The sequence below is a fragment of the Pseudomonas sp. ZL2 genome, assembly GCF_054788455.1.
In genome coordinates this window covers 1-18798 of sequence record NZ_JBGOGX010000050.1, presented here as the reverse complement: position 1 = coordinate 18798, position 18798 = coordinate 1, and the positions used below count along the sequence as shown (strand labels likewise).

18 protein-coding genes, 2 tRNA genes and 1 pseudogene are annotated in these 18798 nt (G+C 61.8%); 9 read left to right on the top strand and 12 right to left on the bottom strand.

Annotated elements, in window-relative coordinates; translation table 11 throughout:
* Positions 1-2: 2 nt before the first annotated feature.
* Positions 3-1388, top strand: a complete 1386-nt coding sequence (lpdA, locus tag ABM562_RS23120; RefSeq protein WP_460423456.1) for a dihydrolipoyl dehydrogenase — start codon at positions 3-5, stop codon at positions 1386-1388.
* A 55-nt stretch (positions 1389-1443) separates the two neighbouring features.
* On the opposite strand, the gene ABM562_RS23115 is transcribed toward lpdA, so the two are convergent.
* Complete coding sequence (locus ABM562_RS23115; RefSeq protein WP_115088113.1) at positions 1444-2457, bottom strand: sensor domain-containing diguanylate cyclase; 1014 nt, start codon at positions 2455-2457, stop codon at positions 1444-1446.
* 237 nt (positions 2458-2694) lie between these two features.
* Here ABM562_RS23115 and ABM562_RS23110 point away from each other — a divergent pair, with 237 nt between their 5' ends.
* Positions 2695-3291 carry a hypothetical protein gene (locus ABM562_RS23110; protein ID WP_134063634.1) on the top strand — a complete coding sequence of 199 codons (597 nt, stop codon included), beginning with the start codon at positions 2695-2697 and terminating at the stop codon, positions 3289-3291.
* On the opposite strand, the gene ABM562_RS23105 is transcribed toward ABM562_RS23110, so the two are convergent.
* The gene (locus tag ABM562_RS23105) at positions 3243-4133 is read right to left on the bottom strand and encodes a LysR substrate-binding domain-containing protein (RefSeq protein WP_134063636.1); all 891 of its coding nucleotides are present in this window, start codon (positions 4131-4133) and stop codon (positions 3243-3245) included. The genes ABM562_RS23110 and ABM562_RS23105 overlap by 49 nt on opposite strands.
* 117 nt (positions 4134-4250) lie before the next feature.
* Between ABM562_RS23105 and ABM562_RS23100 the strand changes: the two genes are divergently transcribed.
* The gene (locus ABM562_RS23100; protein ID WP_233673965.1) at positions 4251-4877 is read left to right on the top strand and encodes a glutathione S-transferase family protein; all 627 of its coding nucleotides are present in this window, start codon (positions 4251-4253) and stop codon (positions 4875-4877) included.
* A gap of 21 nt (positions 4878-4898) precedes the next feature.
* Entirely contained in the window at positions 4899-5921 is a 1023-nt protein-coding gene (locus ABM562_RS23095; RefSeq protein ID WP_460423453.1) for an LLM class oxidoreductase, read from the top strand.
* A 43-nt stretch (positions 5922-5964) separates the two neighbouring features.
* On the opposite strand, the gene ABM562_RS23090 is transcribed toward ABM562_RS23095, so the two are convergent.
* Together ABM562_RS23090 and ABM562_RS23085 are read right to left on the bottom strand one after the other, a co-directional pair.
* On the bottom strand, positions 5965-6336 hold the full coding sequence (locus ABM562_RS23090; RefSeq protein ID WP_258578907.1) for a c-type cytochrome: 372 nt from the start codon (positions 6334-6336) through the stop codon (positions 5965-5967).
* A 130-nt stretch (positions 6337-6466) separates the two neighbouring features.
* Positions 6467-6543, bottom strand: a tRNA-Arg gene (locus ABM562_RS23085).
* Between the two features lie 293 nt (positions 6544-6836).
* On the opposite strand from ABM562_RS23085, the gene ABM562_RS23080 reads away from it, so the two are divergent.
* On the top strand, positions 6837-7034 hold the full coding sequence (locus ABM562_RS23080; RefSeq protein WP_115088119.1) for a hypothetical protein: 198 nt from the start codon (positions 6837-6839) through the stop codon (positions 7032-7034).
* A gap of 3 nt (positions 7035-7037) precedes the next feature.
* Here the strand turns inward: ABM562_RS23080 and phnN are convergent.
* Both phnN and ABM562_RS23070 read right to left on the bottom strand, forming a co-directional pair.
* Positions 7038-7630 (bottom strand): annotated as a pseudogene (gene phnN, locus ABM562_RS23075) (phosphonate metabolism protein/1,5-bisphosphokinase (PRPP-forming) PhnN).
* A gap of 36 nt (positions 7631-7666) precedes the next feature.
* Positions 7667-7858 carry a hypothetical protein gene (locus ABM562_RS23070; RefSeq protein ID WP_115088121.1) on the bottom strand — a complete coding sequence of 64 codons (192 nt, stop codon included), beginning with the start codon at positions 7856-7858 and terminating at the stop codon, positions 7667-7669.
* A gap of 116 nt (positions 7859-7974) precedes the next feature.
* Here ABM562_RS23070 and ABM562_RS23065 point away from each other — a divergent pair, with 116 nt between their 5' ends.
* Positions 7975-8301: an Arc family DNA-binding protein gene (locus ABM562_RS23065; protein ID WP_010226671.1), complete on the top strand. Its 327-nt coding sequence runs from the start codon at positions 7975-7977 to the stop codon at positions 8299-8301.
* Between the two features lie 59 nt (positions 8302-8360).
* Here the strand turns inward: ABM562_RS23065 and ABM562_RS23060 are convergent, their stop codons facing one another.
* The 3 genes from ABM562_RS23060 to fepB are packed head-to-tail and all read right to left on the bottom strand — an operon-like array spanning position 8361 to position 11359.
* Positions 8361-9389, bottom strand: a complete 1029-nt coding sequence (locus ABM562_RS23060) for a FecCD family ABC transporter permease (RefSeq protein WP_460423450.1) — start codon at positions 9387-9389, stop codon at positions 8361-8363.
* Positions 9386-10426 (bottom strand): FecCD family ABC transporter permease, encoded by a 1041-nt coding sequence (locus tag ABM562_RS23055; RefSeq protein ID WP_233673962.1) that lies wholly within the window; start codon positions 10424-10426, stop codon positions 9386-9388. The genes ABM562_RS23060 and ABM562_RS23055 overlap by 4 nt, the downstream gene beginning before the upstream one ends.
* 3 nt (positions 10427-10429) lie before the next feature.
* On the bottom strand, positions 10430-11359 hold the full coding sequence (gene fepB / locus ABM562_RS23050) for a Fe2+-enterobactin ABC transporter substrate-binding protein (protein WP_346616670.1): 930 nt from the start codon (positions 11357-11359) through the stop codon (positions 10430-10432).
* Positions 11360-11516: 157 nt separating this feature from the next.
* Here fepB and ABM562_RS23045 point away from each other — a divergent pair, with 157 nt between their 5' ends.
* Positions 11517-12317: an ABC transporter ATP-binding protein gene (locus ABM562_RS23045; protein WP_115088124.1), complete on the top strand. Its 801-nt coding sequence runs from the start codon at positions 11517-11519 to the stop codon at positions 12315-12317.
* On the opposite strand, the gene ABM562_RS23040 is transcribed toward ABM562_RS23045, so the two are convergent.
* The gene (locus ABM562_RS23040) at positions 12305-13096 is read right to left on the bottom strand and encodes an IclR family transcriptional regulator (protein WP_134063687.1); all 792 of its coding nucleotides are present in this window, start codon (positions 13094-13096) and stop codon (positions 12305-12307) included. The two genes, ABM562_RS23045 and ABM562_RS23040, sit on opposite strands and share 13 nt — an antisense overlap.
* A 182-nt stretch (positions 13097-13278) precedes the next feature.
* Here ABM562_RS23040 and ABM562_RS23035 point away from each other — a divergent pair, with 182 nt between their 5' ends.
* Complete coding sequence (locus ABM562_RS23035; RefSeq protein WP_460423447.1) at positions 13279-15366, top strand: TonB-dependent receptor; 2088 nt, start codon at positions 13279-13281, stop codon at positions 15364-15366.
* Positions 15367-15399: 33 nt separating this feature from the next.
* Positions 15400-16707, top strand: a complete 1308-nt coding sequence (locus ABM562_RS23030; RefSeq protein ID WP_460423445.1) for an NtaA/DmoA family FMN-dependent monooxygenase — start codon at positions 15400-15402, stop codon at positions 16705-16707.
* Positions 16708-16763: 56 nt separating this feature from the next.
* Here the strand turns inward: ABM562_RS23030 and mgtE are convergent, their stop codons facing one another.
* Both mgtE and ABM562_RS23020 read right to left on the bottom strand, forming a co-directional pair.
* The gene (gene mgtE / locus ABM562_RS23025; protein ID WP_115088127.1) at positions 16764-18206 is read right to left on the bottom strand and encodes a magnesium transporter; all 1443 of its coding nucleotides are present in this window, start codon (positions 18204-18206) and stop codon (positions 16764-16766) included.
* A gap of 388 nt (positions 18207-18594) precedes the next feature.
* Positions 18595-18671: transfer RNA gene (locus tag ABM562_RS23020), tRNA-Arg, on the bottom strand.
* Positions 18672-18798: the final 127 nt, after the last annotated feature.

Below are 18798 nucleotides of genomic sequence, written 5' to 3'. Positions count from 1 at the left end.
CCATGCAACAGACGCTCAACACTACCCTGCTGATCATCGGCGGCGGCCCCGGCGGTTATGTCGCGGCCATTCGCGCCGGCCAACTGGGCATTCCCACAGTGCTGGTCGAAGGCCAGGCCCTGGGTGGCACTTGCCTGAACATCGGCTGCATTCCGTCCAAGGCGCTGATCCACGTCGCCGAGCAGTTCCACCAGACCCAGCTGCACAGCCAGCAGTCGAGCCTGGGCATCAAGGTCTCGCCACCGAGCCTGGACATCATCCAGAGCGTGGCCTGGAAAGACGGCATCGTCGATCGCCTGACCAGCGGCGTCGCGGCCCTGCTGAAAAAACACGGGGTCAAGGTGATCCACGGCTGGGCGAAGATTCTCGATGGCAAGCACGTCGAAGTCGACGGCCAGCGCATCCAGTGCGAGCACCTGCTGCTGGCCACCGGCTCAAGCAGCGTCGAACTGCCGATGCTGCCGCTGGGTGGCCCGATCATTTCCTCCACCGAGGCCCTGGCGCCGAAAACCCTGCCCAAGCACCTGACCGTGGTTGGCGGCGGCTACATCGGCCTGGAGCTGGGCATCGCCTACCGCAAGCTTGGCGTCGAGGTCAGCGTGGTCGAAGCCCGCGAGCGCATCCTGCCAACCTACGACAGTGAACTGACTGCACCGGTGGCCGAGTCGATCAAGAAGCTGGGGATCAAGCTCTACCTCAAGCACAGCGTCGAAGGTTTCGATGCCGACAAGCAGGCGTTGCAGGTACGTGATCCTGAGGGTGAACTGCTGCAACTGAGCACTGACCAGGTACTGGTCGCGGTCGGGCGCAAGCCGCGCACCCAGGGCTTCAACCTGGAAAGCCTGGCGCTGAAGATGAACGGTTCGGCGATTGCCATCGACGACCAATGCAAGACCAGCATGCTCAACGTCTGGGCCATCGGCGATATCAGCGGAGAACCGATGCTCGCCCACCGGGCCATGGCCCAGGGTGAAATGGTTGCCGAACTTGTTGCCGGCAAGTCGCGGCGCTTCGAGCCGGCCGCCATTGCCGCGGTGTGTTTCACCGACCCGGAACTGGTGGTGGTTGGCAAGACCCCGGAACAGGTCGAGCAGGATGGCCTGGACTGTATCGTTGCGCAGTTCCCGTTCGCCGCCAACGGCCGAGCCATGACCCTGGAATCGAAAAGCGGTTTCGTGCGCGTGGTCGCCCGTCGCGACAATCACCTGATCCTCGGCTGGCAGGCGGTCGGCGTTGGCGTCTCGGAGCTGTCCACCGCCTTTGCCCAGTCACTGGAAATGGGCGCGTGCCTGGAAGATGTGGCGGGAACCATCCACGCTCACCCAACCCTGGGTGAGGCGGTACAGGAAGCGGCACTGCGCGCCCTGGGTCACGCCCTGCATCTGTAGACACTGAAGCGGCTGAGGCCGATTTGACCCGCTGCCCCGTGCAGCGGGTCCTTTTTCATTCACCGATTTCATCCTTGCCGGCCGCCTTGGCCCGGTACAGCGCCTGGTCCGCCCGGCACAGCAGTTGCGCCTGCCCTTCACCTTCCAGCCACTCGACCACGCCATAGCTCATGGTCAGCAACCGCTCGCCCACCGGCGGCGCCTGCTCCAGCGCCTGGCGAATCTGCCGCGCCAGCTGCAGCGCCTCTTGCCGCTGCGTGCCCGGCAGCACCGCAACGAACTCATCACCGCCCCACCGCGCCAGCAGGTCATCGCTGCGCAGGCAGACCTTGATCCGCTCCACCGAGGCGATCAGCGCCTGATCACCCTGGGCATGGCCGTACTGGTCGTTGATCGGCTTGAAGTCGTCGATATCCATGATGATCAGCGCCAGCGGCTGGCGAAAGCGCCGCGCCCGCTCGCACTCCTGCTGCAGGACCTTTTCCAGGCGGTAACGGTTGGCCACCAGTGTCAGGGCATCGCGCTCGGCCAGGTCGCGGTTCTCATCGAGCTGGCGCTGCAGTTGCTGGTTGACCCAGGACAGCTCGCGGGTGCGCTCGGCGATCTGCGCTTCCAGGCTCAGGTTCTTTTCCTCCAGCCGATCAACCAGGCGCCTGGCGTCATCGATATTGCGGTGGGCACCGAGCATCCGCGCCACCGAACCATCCTCGTTGCGCGCAATTATGTGGCCGCTGTCCTCGATCCACAGGTAGCTGCCATCCCGGCAACGACAGCGGTACTGGATGCGGTACCGCCCGGCGCGATCAGTGAGGTAATCCTCGAAATGCGCCATCACCCGCGGATAGTCCTCGGGGTGGATCACCCCTTCCCAGGTCAGCACCGTATTGTCCAGGGAATGGCTCGGGTAGCCGAGCATCCTGTACCACCCGGGATTGCGGTAGACGTAACCGGTGTTGGCATTCCAGTCCCAGATCCCGTCGCTGATCAACTCCAGCAGGGTTTGTAACTGCTCTTCCCTGAAATCGGCCAGCGGGGCCTTCAATGGTGGTGTATCTGACGTTTGAGTCATGGACGATCTCCCTTGTCCAGGCAACTACGCCCCAGCCGGATGTTGGTGCTGCCGGTTTGAATTGATTTGCCGCTGACGGCAAGGGTTTTCCTCTTCGGGGCAAAGCATGCTCCGATTTCCTACCCGCCGTACAGCGCCACCCCCTGAATATACTAGCTCGTGGACCTGTCAGCAGAGCTGGCACAAGACTTGCCATTGATCGATGGTCAACTTGCATCCATCAAGGAGAGTGATCAGGTGAGTAGCATCAATGCCGTCGGCGCCCAGCCGCTGACCATCAACCCGACCCGTGGCGTGGCCGAGGCGGCCGCCGCCGAACAGGCCCAGTTCCGCCCGCCGGTGCCCACCAGCAGTGCCAATCGGCAGCAGCACAGCCATGGCAATAGCTCGCAGCAAAGTGCCGAAGACGCCCGCGAGGAAGCTTTCGCCAAGCTCAAGGTACAGCTGCAGAACCCGGATGTGGACATGCGTGAGCAGGCCAGCATCGGCACCAGCGAATCCGGCAAGAGCGCCACTCAGGCGTTTCGCGAGTACATGGCCCTGAGCCCGGCGGAGAAGATCAAGCTCAAGCTGCTCAACGAACTGGGCATCAGCCAGGAAGAGTTCGAGGCCTTGCCACCTGCCGAGAAGGACAAGATCGAACGCAAGATCGCCGAGCAGATGAAAAAGCAGACCGAGCTGGAGTCGCTGGCCAGCCTCAACTCCCAGCTGCAAGGGCCGGCAATGTCAGCCAAGCTGGTGGCTAATCTGACTGCGACCCAAGGTGGCAGCGATGACAATAAGGATCAAGACCTGGCATCCGCCTCTGCTCTGACCCAATCGGCGAATGCCTGAACCTCGGGGCGCTGCAAGGCTTCTTGTCGGCACACCAGGTAGTAGGCGAAACGCGCAGGCCAGGGTTTGTCGAGGGCCAGTTGCAGCTTGCCGCTGGCCAGGTCTTCCGCAGCGTGGGTGTCCTGTACCAGCGCTATGCCCTGGCCTGCAGCCGCTGCACGCAACAGCAGCAGGTCATCCTCGAAACTCGCACCGCGTGCTGCCCGCGGCTCATCGGCCACGCCATGAGCCTGTAGCCAAAGCATCCAGTCGGCGCGATCGGCATCGTGCAGCAACGGATACTTGAGACAATCGGCGGGGCGCTTCAAGGCCGGCCCTTGCGCCAGCAACTGCGGGCTGGCCACCGGCAACAGGACCGGTGCCAGTAAACGAATCGACGCCAGCCCCGGGTACTGGCCGAGCCCATGGCGCAGGGCGACGTCGATACGCTCACGTTGAAAATCCACCAGCTTGGCCGAGGCCTCGACGCGCACTTCGATCTGCGGGTGCAAGGCATTGAAACGGCCCAGGCGCGGTACCAGCCAGGAGGCTGCGAAAGACGGCACGGTGCTGATGGTCAGGGTCTTGCCCGGCGCCAGTTGCTCCAGCAATGCCAGCGATGCCTCGATCTGATCGAAGCCCTTGAGCAGCCCCGGATACACCCGCGCGCCGGCTTCGCTCAGGTGCACGCCATGGCGGCCACGCACGAACAACACCACGCCCATGCGCGCCTCGAGCAGGCGCACCTGCTGGCTGACCGCCCCCGGCGTTACCCCCATGCGCTCGGCGGCCGCCTTGAGGCTGCCCAGACGTGCCGCTTCAGTGAAGGCCCGCAATGCCAACAACGGTAGAACCGCGCCCATTTCTACCCTCTCCATGGTTTAGAAAATCTATCGCCTAAACGCAGAATTGATCGTTTTTCAATCAGCCAAGGCCTGCCTAGCATAGCCCTTCTCTGAACACTCCTGAAGAGAAGGCCCATGCCGTTGATTCTTTATAGCGATAGCTCACCTAATGGCTTCAAGATCACCATCGCCCTGGAAGAACTAGGGCTGCCCTACACCCTCAAGCACGTGCAGATCGACCGTGGCGAGCATCGCCAGGCTGACTTTCTCAAGCTCAACCCCCATGGACGCATCCCGGTACTGGTCGATCCCGAGTCCGATATCACCCTCTTCGAGTCTGCGGCGATCCTGCTGTACCTGGCCGAAAAGAGCGCACGCCTGCTGCCGGATACCCCCAGCGAACGCTGGGCGGCCATTACCTGGTTGCAGTTTCACGCAGCGAGCATGGGGCCGATTCTGGGTCAGCGCGTGCATTTCGAACTGTTCGCCCAGCAGCCCTGCCCCGAGGCCATCGCCCGCTACCGGCGCCTGAGCGAAGAACTGTTCAGCACCCTCGACCAACGCCTGGCCGACCGGCCCTGGCTGGCGGGCAGCAGCTATTCGATCGCTGACATCGCCACCTTCGGCTGGACCCATATCGCCCGGGTTATCGACTTCGATTTCAGCCAGTACCGGCATCTGAGCGCCTGGCATGAGCGCGTCAGTCAGCGCCCTGCCGTCCAGCGCGGCATCCGCCTGCCAGCACCTGCCACTGGCCCCTGAAGCGCAACAAGGAATTTGCCGATGAACCCGACATTAACGGGCGCCAGCGCCCATGCCTTCGCCCATCACCCCGGCTATCGACGCATGTTCGCCGCCGACCACCTGACTCTGGGTATCTTCCTGCCGCTGCGCTTCTACCGCGGCGACATGGCGGAGCTCAATGGTCAGGCCGCGCTGGTCAGCGAGATCGACCGCCTGGGCTTTGCCGCCGTCTGGGTGCGTGATGTGCCGTTGTACGATCCGCACTTTGGCGATGCCGGCCAGCTGTTCGATCCTTTCGCCTACCTCAGCTACCTGGCCGCGCACACCCGACGCATCGCCCTGGCCACGGGCAGCGCGATCTTCGCCTTGCGTCATCCGATCGACCTGGCCAAGGCCGCCACTACCATCGACCAGTTGTCAGGCGGGCGCCTGGTCATGGGTATCGCCTCCGGGGACCGCCCGATTGAGTTTCCCGCCTATGGCCTGGAACACAGCGAGCGTGGCGAGCGCTTTGCCGAGGCAGTGCGTTATTTTCGCCAACTGCTGCAGGTTGGCGACCATCCGACTCAATCAGCACTGGGCCACCTTAATGGCGCGCAACTGCTGCCCAAGCCCGTCAGCGGAGCCATCCCCCTGCTGGTGACCGGCAGCTCGCGCCAGTCCCTGCAGTGGCTGGGCGAGCAGGCCGATGGCTGGCTGACCTTTCCTGAGGCGACCGAGAACATTCTCGGCCCTCGGCGCCTGGCCGAAAAAATCCGCGCCTGGCGCGACCACATTCCCGGTGGCGGCTTTCGTCCGCACGTGACCAACGAGTGGATCGACCTGGACGCCAACCCCGACTTTCCACGCACGGCCATGCAAGGCGGCTACGTGCTGAGGACCGGGCGCAAGGGGCTGATTGATCTGCTGGGGGAATGGCAGGATGCCGGGGTCAATCATGCGGCGCTGGGCATACAGTTTTGCCAGCGGCCGGCAGACGAAGTGATTCAGGAGCTGGCAGAAGAAGTGCTACCGCTGTTTGCGTCCCATGAAGGGCCGTTGCCGTTGCGGCAAGACTGGTAGGCCCCAGGCCGCTGTTCACGCAGCAGCGGCCTGGCACCACAAATCATCGACTTCTTGAAATCACTGCACTCATGTATTGATTCAAATCGCGAAAATCCTGAACCCTCCAGGCGTACGGCGATAGCTTTACGCCATTCTCTCGCAATGTTCTCGGAATCAGGTCGCCATTGGGGCGAAGTATTACCGATGAGACAATAACGCCCGGATAATCAGCCAATCGTTTTTTGAAAGCGGCGGTTGTAAGGTCCGGGGTAGGAGGGTTGCTTTTGTTAGCCAACGGCCCTGTACCCTTGAGATCTGCGCCGTGACACATGACGCACCTCTGTAAATAGAGATTTTTCCCGTTATCCGCAAAGGACAGTGATGGTTGAATTAGCGATAAAGCCCCTAGGGAAGCAATGAATAATTTTTTCATTTCTCATGCAGCCTTAATGAAAAAAACCCCTCCAGATGATTCTGAAAGGGGCTTTATTTATTCCTTCCGCTGCCACGCTGCCGTCACAGAGAAACGCAGTCAGACAGATGGCCAGAAAGGCCGAATTCATTGGTGTCCCAGGGCAGGTTCGAACTGCCAACCTTCCCCTTAGGAGGGGGATGCTCTATCCAATTGAGCTACTGAGACGCAGAGCCGGCAACGAGCGTCGCGCGGCAGGGACGGCGTGCATGTTAACCAGCAGGCCGGCATTTGTCATGTCATCCGTGGGGCTTTTTGCCTGTGGGCTTTTTAGCGGATCGTGCAATCTGCAATGAGGCAGTCAGCCATCATTGCAGATTGCACGGAAAATCACGCGAAAAACCAACGTAAGCGACTGATTTTAAAGGGTAAAAACCGATAAAAAGCCTGGCATGCAGTGTGCTTTATCTATTTCATGAAAAGTGGCTAGGGCTCAGCCCTCACCTTTGCGGAGTATGCCCATGAACAGCACCCTGCTTCTGCTCAACGCCCTGGCTCTGGCCGTTCTGGTTGGCCTGGTCGTGCAACCCGACGGCATTGCCGTGCCTGCGCAGGCCCATGCCGTGCCGGCGATGAAGGCGCAACTGGCGGTGTTTGGCACCCAGGCCGCGCAAGTACAAAGCGCACCCCAAGTCAGCAACGAACGGCTGGTGTTCTAGGCTTCAGCTCGCGCCAAGCAGGCCTTGCTCGCGCAGCAGCCCAAGCAAGCGCTGGACCGCATCGGTCAAGGACGTGGAGTTGTCCAGCACTTGCCACCCTCCTCTACCCTCACCTGCTGTGCCCGCGCCAGACGCTGCTCGATGTCTTGAGCGGTTTCCCGGTTACGATCCAGCAAGCGCTGGCGCAATACCTGATGATCAACCCGCAGCAGCACCGGTAACAGATCCGGGTAGCGTTCACGTGCCTGCTGCAAATGCGCGCGCGAGCCATTGACCAGCACCGCCTGCCCTTCAGCCAGCCAGGCATCGATTTGCACCGGTATGCCATAGGCCAGGCCATTGGCCTGCCACTGCAGGGCAAAGGCGCCCTCGGCGCACAGGCGTTCGAACTGTTCAGGGGATACACCGATGGCATCTTCGCCCTTGGCCTCAGCCGAACGGGTGATCACGCGCCGGGCGATGTGCACGTTCAGGCGCTGCAGTTCAGGGCGCGCCGCATCGATGAGGGAATCTTTTCCGGCACCTGAGGGTCCCATCAGGTACACCAGACGACCCGGGTTCACTGTACGCCGCGTCGCGCTTGCGTCATGCTGCATAGCCACTATGCTCAATGGTAAGAAAGCACGCGCATTCTAGACGCTTTCCAAGGCCTTTTCTGCCTGTTGCATGCCGTTGCCGACGAAGGTCTGCAGCAGCGGAAAAAGAGAAAATGAAAACTTTTCAAACCAGTGCTCATTTCTGATAATTGGTACTGGCAAAACGCCTTTATCCGGTTCAATATTTGTCACAGAATTGACGCCAAGGAACCGGCGATAATGAGGCATGATTCACGCCTCATTCACAATTCAGGTTGAACATTTTGACGCCGGGATGGTCGTAGTGACATCGTGCGGCCAATTTCGAGAACCGCTTCCCCCTGAACCAAAAACCGGTCAATTATATGCGCCCAATGAAACAGGCTATTTACTCAAGCCGCACCGCTGACAAATTCGTCGTCCGCCTCCCCGACGGAATGCGTGAGCGCATTGCCGAGGTAGCGCGCAACCACCACCGCAGCATGAACTCGGAAATCATCGCTCGCCTGGAGCAGAGCCTTATTCAGGAAGGTGCACTGGGTGAAGAACTGAGCATGCGTCTGGACAGCCCGGAACTGTCCCTGCACGAACGCGAACTGTTGCAACGTTTCCGCCAGCTTTCCCATCGCCAGCAGAATGCGCTGGTGTCGTTGATTGCCCATGACGCCGAGATGGCAGCTGACGCTTCCTGATTTCGTGGCACAATCACTCAAGGCCAATGCTCACGCATTGGCCTTTTTTATTACCTCGATCAAACCCGTTTGCTGCGCGACAGTAGCCAGAGCAGATAGAAACCGCCGAGCAAACCCGTACTCAGGCCGATGGGCAGATTGAGATTCAACGCCAGGCGCTGGCTGAGCAGGTCGGCCACCAGCAACAGCACCGCGCCCATCAACGCTGCCGGCACCAACGGCACTTCAGGCGCACCGGTCAAACGCCTGGCCAGCTGTGGAGCAGCCAGGGCGATAAAGGCGATAGGCCCGGCAGCTGCAGTGGCAATCGCGGTCAACGCCACGGCAGCCAACACCATGATCAGCCTTGTGCGCTCCGGCGCGATACCGAGCTGACTGGCCGTGTCATCGCCCATTTCCAGCAGGTCGATGTGTCGCGCATGACCAATAACCACCGGCACAATGGCAATGAAACCTGACGCTGCCGGCAGTACGTGGGACCAGGTGCGGGTATTGAGCGAACCGGCCAGCCAGATTTGCGCCGACATGGCCCGGTCGAGGTCGCCCATGACCAGCAGCACTGTATTCAGGCCCGAGAGCATGGCGCCGACACCAATCCCCACCAGCACCAGCCGATAGCCACCGGTGCTACGCCCGCGCATCGACAGCACGAACACCAGCAAGGCCGTGCCCACTCCTGCGAGCACCGCCGCCAGCGAGGTTCCCAGGGGGCCAGCATCGAACAGGATGATCTGCACAATGGCGCCGCTGGCAGCCCCGGTGGTAAAGCCGATGACATCCGGAGAACCGAGGGCGTTGCGCGAGATCGACTGGAAGATCGAACCGGCCATGCCCAGCGCGCCGCCCACCAGCAGCGCAGTCAGCACCCGCGGCAAGCGAACCCGCTGAATCACCCGGTCGGCGGTCGGATTGTCGCCTCCCCCGAGCAAACTCTCGAACACCTGGCCAGATGTCAACGGCAACGATCCCACGCCCAGCAAGAGGATCGCCAGGCCCACGGCTATCAGCGCCAGCACTGCACAGACCACGGCAACCCGTGGCCGCCAGCGCAGTGAATAGTTACCCAGGCGCAGCACCGCCCCCGTCATGACCGGCTCATCCGGAACTTGCGCACGATGACAATGAAGAACGGCCCACCGATCAACAAGGCAATGATCCCGGCGGCGACCTCCGCTGGCGCAGCGACAACACGGCCGATTACATCGGCGCCCAGCAGCAGGATCGCGGCAATCAGCCCGGCATAGGGCACTATCCAGCGGTAGTCCGGCCCCACCACCCGCCGGGCTAGATGCGGTGCGACCAGGCCGACGAAGCCGATCGGCCCGGCAGCCGCGGTTGCCGCCCCGGCCAGCAGCATCACTGCCAGGCAAGCCAGCAACCAGGTAGCGCGAAGATTGACGCCCAGGGCCTGGCCAAGATCCGTGCCCAGGGCCATGGCATTGAGGTTGCCGACGATAGCGATGGCCAGCGCCAGCCCGACAGCGGCGACCAACGCGAGCACGCCAAGGGTCTGGAAGCTGCTGCCTTCAACCGAGCCGGCCGACCATCTGCGAAAGCTGTCGAACACCTCAAGCGGGGCGTTGAGCAGGAGGATGCCGGTGATCGACGCCAGCATCACCGACAACCCCGCCCCGGCCAGCACCAGGCGCACCGGGTTGGTACCGGTTTCGTGAGCCTGGCCAAGAATGAACACGGCAAGCGCGGCCAGCCCGGCACCCGCAAAGGCGAAGCCGACATACTCGACAATGCTCACCAGCTTGAACAGGGTCACGCCGATGATGACCGCCAGCGCAGCACCTGCGTTGATGCCAAGCAGCCCGGGTTCGGCCAGCGGATTACGTGTCACCGCCTGCATCAGCGCCCCGGCCACGCCCAGGGCCAGGCCCGCCAGAATGGCTACCAGGGTGCGGGGAACACGCAGTTCTCGAATCACCAGATGCTGATTGTTCTGTGGGTCATACGACCAGAAGGCATCGGCGATTTCGCCAAGACCGATGGCGCGTGAACCGATCAGCAGGCTGCAGACGGCAACCAGCCCAAGCACGCCCAGGCCAGTCAGCAGCCCCGAGGAGCGCATGCGCCGGTGCCGGTTGAAAGCCACGGTGCGCAACGCTGCAATCGCCATGGCTCAGCGCAGATGCCGGGCGACGGTATCGATCATCTGCCGGCCAGAGTAGTAGTCGACACGGAACGAGGTCGGCCCCAGGGCGTAGACTTTGTTCTGCGTCACCGCGGGCAGGTTGGCCAGCAACGGGTCGGCAAGAAACGCCTGTACATCAGCGTCGGTGGCGCCGAGCAGAAACACGCTTTCACCGGTGATCGCCGCCGAAAGGTTTTCGCGGGAGATGAACTCGAAGTCCACGGCGCGGGTGACCTCGCCACTCAGGGCCGGTGGCAGGCTCGCGACCTTGACCCCCAGCGCAGTGAACAACCGGGCCTGCGGGCTGGAAGCGCGGCCGACGGAATAGCTGCCACCGATGTTGTAACCGACGATGCTTACACCGCCTTTGGGCGGATTGATCGAGGCCGCAGTGAGTGCGGCGTAATCGTCAAAGTCCTTGATCGCTGCCAGTGCTTGCGCCTCCAGGCCTGCGGCCTTTCCCAGAGTGGTGGCAATCTCTTGCCAGCTCTGGTTCGAGTAATTGACCACCAGGGTCGGTATGCCCTGGGCCTCCAGCTCGGCCTGGTGCTGGACCACGCTGTCGGCACCGGTGGCGGCGAGCACCAGCAGGTCCGGATTGACGCCGAGCACCGCCTCGATATCGAACACCAGGTTGGGGTACAGCACCTCGACCTGGCGCGCATCGGCGACGCTCGCCCACTGGCTGAAAAAGCCCTTGCTGTCGGTCATCCGGCTCGGGGTGGTGGCAGCAGTGGCCACCAGCGGTGCCTTCATGGCCAGCAGGATGCCGGTGACACTCGGCGAGGTCGAGGCAATCCGCAGCGGCTTGGACTGCCCGGCCGCGACAGCGGTTGCCGGACGCAGCCCAACGGCGGTACAGGCAAGCAGGATCAGCGCCGCAACAGCAAGCGTTGGCGCAAATGTGAGCTTTTTCATCGGCGATCTTTCTTCGGCTACAAGTGAGGCAGGAAGGGTTCGACAGCGGGTGCTTGCCCGCCTAAACGTGGATGCGATGCAATCTCATTCCATATTGCAGAATTAATTCTGCACATGCAATACTCGCCGCCGAGCTGCCAGCCAGGAAAGGCCACCCATGACGCATCGCCTGCATGCTGACACCGTGACGCTGTGTTACGACCAGCGCACCATCTCCAGCGACCTGTCCATCGCCATCCCCGATGGCTCCTTCAGCGTGATTGTCGGGCCCAATGCCTGTGGTAAATCCACCCTGCTGCGCGCCTTGTCGCGGCTGCTTGTTCCTGCCCAAGGCCGAGTGGTGCTTGACGGCAAAACCATCACCGAGCTTCCCGCCAAGGAGGTCGCCCGACGCCTCGGCCTGCTGCCGCAAAGCGCCACGGCACCGGAAGGCATCACGGTTGCCGACCTGGTGGCACGCGGGCGATTCCCTCACCAATCATTCTTGCGCCAATGGTCCGCGGCCGATGAACAGGCGGTCAACTCTGCCATGGCCGCAACCCAGGTCAGCGAGCTGGCGGAGCGGGTGCTGGATGAACTCTCTGGCGGCCAGCGTCAGCGGGTATGGATTGCCATGGTGCTGGCGCAGGACACACCGATCCTGCTGCTCGATGAGCCCACCACCTTCCTCGACATCGCCCACCAGATCGAACTGCTCGAACTGCTCAGCGATCTCAACCGCCAGGGTCGGACCATCGTTGCGGTACTGCACGACCTCAACCAGGCCTGCCGCTACGCTTCACACCTGATTGCCATGCGCGGCGGCGCGGTGCTGGCCCAGGGCGAGCCTGGCGCAATATTCACCGAAGCGCTGGTAGAGGAGGTATTCGGCCTGGCCTCGGTGATCATTGCCGACCCGGTCACCGGCACCCCGCTGGTGGTACCCAAGGGACGCCAGATGCAGATTCAACCGCGCTGATCGAAAATCCGCCCACCCGTGGCCTGGTTGACCAGGCCGGCTTCACGGTGCAAGGCGTCGCGATCGTCTGCTGATTTGAGCTGGCCAAGGTCAGTGACCGTGGTCATCACGCAGACAATTTCCTGCTGGGCGTCGAACACCGGCGCCGCCTGGCCGGTAACATTCGACAGCAAATGGCTGGTCAGCTCGGCCCAGCGGCCGCTACGCACCTCATCGAGCAGCGCCTTGCTCGGCGGCGTGCCGCGAAAATGCGCCGGCTGCTGCTTGCGCGCGGCATCGATCACCGCCTTGGGCAGGAAGGCCTGGAACACCAGGCCGCAGGCGGTATTGTCAATCGGCAGGATATCGCCCAATGCCAGCGGGTTGATCGAGAAATAGGCACTGCGGTACCAACGCACCAGTGTCGGCCCGCGGTCGGTCCAGATCGCCACCCCGCCGCTGGCGGCATGCTGCTGGGCCAGGGACTTCATGTGCTGGGCGGCGATGTCTACCGCGTCGACACGCTTCAAGGCGCTGATGCCAATGTTCAAGGCGGCCGGCCCCAGGTCGTACAGGCCGCTGGCCGGGTCCTGCTTGGCCAGGCCTTCCTTGACCAGGCTCTGCAGATAGCGGTGGGCGGTCGAGCCGCCGGTAGCGGTGCGCCGAGCGACCTCCCCCAGCGCCAACTCACTCTCGGCATTGGCCAGGACCTGGAGAAAACGCACCGCGATCGACACCGACTGAATAGTGCCGGAGCGCTTTTCCGGGGCTGCTTGCGCTTCTTCGTCCAGGGCGGTCATCTCATTGTTCAATTGTTCGCTCTCCTCGCCGGCGCGCACGGTCGCGCTTGTTGGCGGCCATGATACCGATTCCATGAACCTGTACCTATTCCCATTTTGCGGAATGAATTCTTTATTGAGGAACGCAATGGCACCATGCTACCCTCGAACGGGAAAGAGGATCATTCTCATTTGGGGGCATCTTGAAGGCACATCCACACCGCACACTGCGCCAAGGCTTTAGTGTGTTGACACTCTCGACATTGCTGGCATCGCCTTACGCCTTTGGACAATCCGTCGTCACTACCCACAAGCAGAGCGTTGTTTTCGAGCCGATCATCGTCACCGGCGAAAAGCTCGAACGCGACCTGAAAGACACGGCCTCTTCCGTATCGATCAAGACCGCCAAGGAGATCGACAAGGAAAAGAGCGGCAGCGCGTCGGTGTCGGAAGTGCTCAATGATGTACCCAATGTGATCTACACCGACTCGGTGGGAGCGCCGATCATTCGCGGCCAGGACACCCAGGGCCCGAACAATGGCCAGAACGTGTTCTGGGGTGGCACCGTGCCGCGGGCGACGATCAACCTCGACGGCCATTACCTGAACTACAACGAGATGTTCTTCGGTGCCACCTCGGTCTGGGACGTGGACAGCATCGAAGTGTTCCGTGGTCCACAGACCACCTCGCAAGGGGCCAACGCCATTGCCGGTGCGATCATCGTCAACACCAAGGATCCGACCTTCACTCCGCAGGCGGCCTACCAGACCGAGATCGGCAGCTACGATGCCAAGCGCAGCTCGGTTGCCATTTCCGGCCCTCTGATGGGCAATGAACTGGCCGGACGCCTGGCGGTGGACTACTCGGCGCACGACACTTTCATCGACTACGACAATCCGAAATTCCAACCCGGCAAGACTGACCAGAATTTCCGTGCCGTCAATGCCCGGGCCAAGCTGCTGTGGGTGCCTGAGTCACTGCCGGGGCTTGAGGCCAAATACACCTTCTCGCACAACGATAGCAATCGCCCGACCCAGGAAGCGGCCTCGGCGCCCTTTCACAAGCTCGACCACGACACCACCACCATGCCCAGCTGGGAGCAAGACACCAACACCAGCGTGCTGGATGTCAGCTATGACTTCGACAACGGCATCAAGCTGTTCAACCAGGCGCAGTATTCGCTGTCCAACGTGCAGCGGGTAACCGGCGTTGCCGGTGAAGGCGATGCCGATATCAAGCAGAAGAACGCCTCCAACGAATCGCGTATTACCTTTGGCGACGCGCTTGATACCGTCAGCGGCATGGGCGGCATCTACTATGCCCACACCAAGACCGACGAAACCCTGAACCTGCGCGGACTGTCGGCCTTCGATGACACCAAGGAAAACCTCGGTATCTTCGGCGAGCTGAACTACCGCCTGAGTGACCGCTGGACCCTGAGCACCGGCCTGCGCTATCAGCAGGATCACATCGAGCGCCAGGGCAATTCAGTGCTTGCGCCCACGGCACTGGACTACGGGAAAACCTTCTCCGCCCTGCTGCCCAAGGTCTCGCTGGCCTTCGCCGCGACGCCGGACTGGACCGTCGGCGCCCTGGTCAGCCGCGGTTACAACCCCGGCGGTGTGTCACTCAACCTGACCACCCGGCAGTGGGCATACTTCAAGGAAGAGTCGATCTGGAACTATGAGCTGTTCAGCCGCGCCAACCTGCTCGACGACCGCCTGATCCTCAGTAGCAACCTGTTCTACATGGACTTCAAGGACGCCCAGTACAACATCCCGGTGGTGATCTCCCCGGGCGTCGCCCAGTCCTACACCATCAACGCGGAAAAGGCCCATGCCTATGGCCTGGAGCTGAGCGCCGACTACCGCGTCCTCGATAACCTGACCCTCAAGGCCAGTGCCGGTACCTTGCGTACACGCATCGACAAGATCTCCAGCAACGCCGACTACCAGGCCAACGAGTTTGCCCGGTCGCCCGGTTACACCTTGAGCTTCGGCCCAAGCTGGGACATCACCGACAAGCTCAACTTCAACGTCCAGGTCCGTCACCTGGATGGCTATTACTCCGACACCGCCAACACCTCGTCCTACTCGGTCAAGCCCTACACCCTCACCGATGCGCGGATGAGTTATCAGTTCAACAAGCAGGTGCAGCTGTACGGCTACGTCAAGAACGTATTCGACGACCGCTCCCCCACCTACATGCAGCAGAACCGTGGCATTGGCGGCACCGAGGCGAGCATGACCCTGCCACGCATGGTTGGCGTCGGCGTCAAGGGCGCGTTCTGAGCCGGTCTATAGATAACGAGGAGAACCGCAAGGATGAGTACCCCCAAGCGCCTGCACATTGGCCTGTCACTGGCGCCTACCTGGCTGAGCGGCGATGGCTGGCGTCGTGACAACAGCAACATCGAAGGCATCTTCACCGCCGAGTTTGCGATCGATCTGGCCAAGCGCGCCGAAGCTGCGCACCTGGACTTTGTCTTTCGCCCCGATGTACATGCCCTGGTGCCGGAGATGCTGGAAAGCGGCTCCGGGTTCGCCAGCCTGGACCCAAGCATTCTGTTGGCCGCGGTTGCCCAGCACACATCCAGGATCGGCCTGGTCTCGACCGTATCGACCACCTTTTTGCCGCCTTATGTGGTCGCCCGTCAGTTGCAGTCATTGAACTGGATCAGCAAGGGCCGGGTTGGCTGGAACATCGTCACCGCGCTGCAAGGCCATGAGAACTTCGGCCTGACGGCGATGCCCAGTGCCGATGAACGTTATGAGCGGGCTGCGGAGTTCACCCGGGTAGTGCACCAACTGTGGGAAAGCTTCCCCAGCAATGCGCTGAAACTGGATCGCAGCACTGGCCGCTATGCCGACGCCTCACAGGTTCGCCCCATCGACCACGCCGGCACTCACCTGAAGGTCAAGGGTCCGCTCAACCTGCCGATGTACGCCAACACGCGAATCCCGTTGGTGCAAGCCGGCGCCTCGGACTCGGGTCGTGACTTTGCCGCTGCGGTTGCCGACCTGGTGTTTGCACCGACACCGGATATCGAAGCCGCGCTCGAGCTGCGCCGCGATCTGTCCCGTCGCGCGGAAAAACACGGCCGCTGCCCCGCCGACATTCGTCTGCTGCCCGGCCTGAGCCTGTACCTGGCCGACACCCGCGAGCAGGCCCGCGAGCTGTTCATGCAAACCCACGCGCGCATCGACAAGCCGCGCAAGTTTGCCTCGATCAAGGAGATGATCGGGATCGACCTCAGTGAATGGCCAGAGGACCGGCCGATCACCCGCGATGACCTGCCGCCACCCGCAAGCAATCCCAACAGCCGCACCCACACCAATCTGCTGCGGCGCCTGGTCGAACGTGAATCGCTGCGGGTCAGTGAGTTGTTGCTGCGTCCGGAGGTGATCTCCGCTGCGCACTGGCAAGTGATCGGTACGGTGGACGATGCGCTCGAGAGTATCGTCGAGTGGGCTGCGGCCGGGGCAATCGATGGCTTTATCGCAGCGCCCGGTGGCTCGGTGGAGTCGGTGCATCTGTTTCTTGAGCAGGTGATGCCGCGCCTGGTGCAGGCCGGGTTGTTCCGCGAGGGCTATAGCGGCTCGACCTTTATCGAACACCTCACAGAGCAATAAACGCCAGGCAAAAAAAAACACCCCTCGCGAGGGGTGTTTTTTTGTCCGATGGCCGCTCAGAGTAGGAAGATAGTGGCAAGGCCCAGGAAGATGAAAAAGCCCCCACTGTCGGTCACGGCCGTGATCATCACGCTGGAGCCCATCGCCGGATCGCGGCCCAGGCGTACCAGGGTCATGGGGATCAAGACCCCCATCAGCGCCGCCAGCAACAGGTTGAGGGTCATGGCGCCGGTCATCACCACGCCGAGCGACCAGCTGTCATACAGCAGGAAGGCAACCACACCGATCACCCCACCCCAGATCAGGCCGTTGATCAACGACACCGCCAGCTCCTTGCGCATCAACCGCGAGGTGTTGCCGGGGCTGACCTGGTCCAGGGCCATGGCGCGCACGATCATGGTGATGGTCTGGTTACCGGAGTTGCCGCCGATACCGGCAACGATCGGCATCAGCGCCGCCAGTGCCACCAGCTTTTCAATCGAGCCTTCGAACAGGCCGATCACTCGCGAGGCGACGAAGGCGGTGATCAGGTTGATCGCCAGCCACGCCCAGCGGTTACGCAGCGAGCGCCAGACCGAGGCGAAGATGTCTTCTTCTTCGCGCAGACCGGCCATGCTCAGCACTTCGCTTTCGCTCTCTTCACGGATCAGGTCGACCATCTCGTCGATGGTCAGACGGCCGATCAGACGATCGCTCTTGTCCACCACCGGGGCGGAAATCAGGTCGTAACGCTCGAAGGCCTGAGCGGCATCGTAGGCGTCTTCGTCCGGATGGAAGCTCACCGGGTCGCTGGCCATGACCTCGGCGACTTTCTTCTCCGGGTCGTTGACCAGTAAACGCTTGATCGGCAGCACGCCCTTGAGGATGCCGTCGTAATCGACCACGAAGAGTTTGTCGGTGTGGCCTGGCAGCTCCTTGAGCCGGCGCAGGTAGCGCAAGACCACTTCGAGGCTGACGTCTTCGCGGATGGTGACCATCTCGAAGTCCATCAGCGCACCGACCTGATCCTCGTCGTAGCTCAGGGCCGAACGGACACGTTCGCGCTGCTGGGCATCGAGGCTTTCCATCAGCTCGTGGACAACGTCACGGGGCAGCTCTGGCGCCAGGTCGGCCAGTTCGTCGGCGTCCATTTCCTTGGCGGCGGCGAGCAGCTCGTGATCGTCCATGTCGGCGATCAGGGTCTCACGGACCGAGTCGGACACTTCCAGGAGGATGTCACCGTCGCGCTCGGCCTTGACCAGTTGCCAGACGGTCAGACGATCGTCCAGCGGCAGGGCTTCGAGGATGTAGGCAACGTCAGCGGAGTGCAGGTCGTCGAGCTTGCGTTGCAGCTCGACCAGGTTCTGGCGGTGAACGAGGTTTTCTACCAGGTCATGGTGATGACCTTCCTGACGGTGGGTCAGGTCTTCGACCACGCGTTGACGCTGCAACAGTTCGACCACCTGGGCCAGGCGATCCTGCAGGCTCTCTTGCGTCTTTTTTACTTCGATTTCAGTCATAGGCGAACTCCACTCCCAGCAGCGGAGCACGCCGGGAGGATCAATCAGTCAATTCTTGATTGGCAAAACTTGCTATTGAGTAACTACTGGGTAAGTCCATGGTGGTATTCCACAAGCCCCGGCGGGGCTGACGGGCGCAATCATACACCGCTTGAGCTGTCTGGGTGCTGAAAAAATCGCGGCTATAACAATCGTTTGCGAGACATACTTGTGACAACGTATGCAGGCAACAGTGCGACGGCGGCAGCGCGAAAAAAAACACATCGGGGTCGGCAAAAAATAGCGCGGGGCAGGCACGGCAACGATGACAGTGTAGTCATCACGCCTTACCGGAAGATGAATGCCGGAAAGCAAAAAGCCCGCCTTGGTAGGCGGGCTTTCTGTTGTATGGTGCACTCAGGAGGATTCGAACCTCCGACCGCTCGGTTCGTAGCCGAGTACTCTATCCAGCTGAGCTATGAGTGCAAGTTGGCGCTTGATGGACCAGATCACCTCTGGTTACAGCTAAAGCAACTTTCAAACTGAAAACTGCTTTGATGTATGGTGCACTCAGGAGGATTCGAACCTCCGACCGCTCGGTTCGTAGCCGAGT